The organism is Novosphingobium sp. ERN07 (assembly GCF_012641335.1).
GTDB lineage: Bacteria > Pseudomonadota > Alphaproteobacteria > Sphingomonadales > Sphingomonadaceae > Novosphingobium.
Genome location: NZ_JABAID010000066.1, coordinates 1 through 831 on the forward strand (window position 1 = coordinate 1; position 831 = coordinate 831).

Consider the following 831-nt stretch of genomic DNA (forward strand, 5'->3'; position numbering starts at 1 on the left):
GACTCACTGATCACAGCCAGAAGAGCACGGTTGCGGCGAGTGCGAGGGCGGAGAAGAAGACGGTTGGACAGCGGTCGTATCGCGTTGCCACGCGTCGCCAGTCCTTGAGACGGCCGAACATGATCTCGATGCGGTTGCGCCGCTTGTATCGGCGCTTGTCGTACTTGACGGGGATGGAGCGGGATTTCCGGCCCGGAATGCAGGGCTTGATGCCCTTTTGCTCAAGCGCGTCCCTGAACCACTCGGCATCATAGCCCCGATCGGCAAGCATCCACTGTGCCTTGGGCAGGTCGTCGAGCAGGGCCGCTGCGCCGGTGTAATCGCTGATTTGGCCGGCCGTGATGAAGAAGCTCAGGGGCGGCCGTTGGCATCGGTTATCGCGTGAAGCTTGGTGTTCATGCCACCCTTGGTCCGTCCGATCAGACGCCCGAGATCCCCTTTTTTACCCCAAGGCTGGAAGCCGTGCGGTGAGCCTTGAGATAGGTCGCGTCGATCATGAGTGTCTGAGGTTCGGCCCTCTGGGCGGACAGGCCTTCCGTCATCCGGCCAAACACCCCCATCGCGCCCCACCGTTTCCAGCGGTTATACAATGTCTTGTGTGGCCCATACTCCCTTGGCGCATCCCGCCAGCGCAGGCCGTTCCGGTTGACGAAGATGATCCCACTCAGAACCCGCCGGTCGTCAACCCGCGGCTTGCCGTGGCTCTTGGGGAAATACGGCGAAAGGCGAGCCATCTGCTCGTCCGTCAGCCAGTACAGGTCGCTCATGCTCAGTCTCCTCGCGGAGCCTGAATCACATCCCCCTCAGCCAATCAATGGGTCCTGAGCCTAG

At 61.7% G+C, this 831-nt stretch carries 1 protein-coding gene and 1 pseudogene; both read right to left on the bottom strand.

Features of this window, described 5'->3' with window-relative positions; all coding sequences use genetic code 11:
• Positions 1 to 10 precede the first annotated feature (10 nt).
• Positions 11 to 373, bottom strand: a pseudogene (locus HGI47_RS22835) (IS5 family transposase); the annotation flags it as partial.
• A 46-nt stretch (positions 374 to 419) separates the two neighbouring features.
• Entirely contained in the window at positions 420 to 767 is a 348-nt protein-coding gene (locus tag HGI47_RS22840) for a transposase (RefSeq protein WP_240950384.1), read from the bottom strand.
• Positions 768 to 831 lie beyond the last annotated feature (64 nt).

Coding starts and splice junctions, on each gene's coding strand:
- HGI47_RS22840 (WP_240950384.1), bottom strand. CDS start 767: ATGAGCGACCTGTACTGGCTGACGGACGAGCAGATGGCTCGCCTTTCG.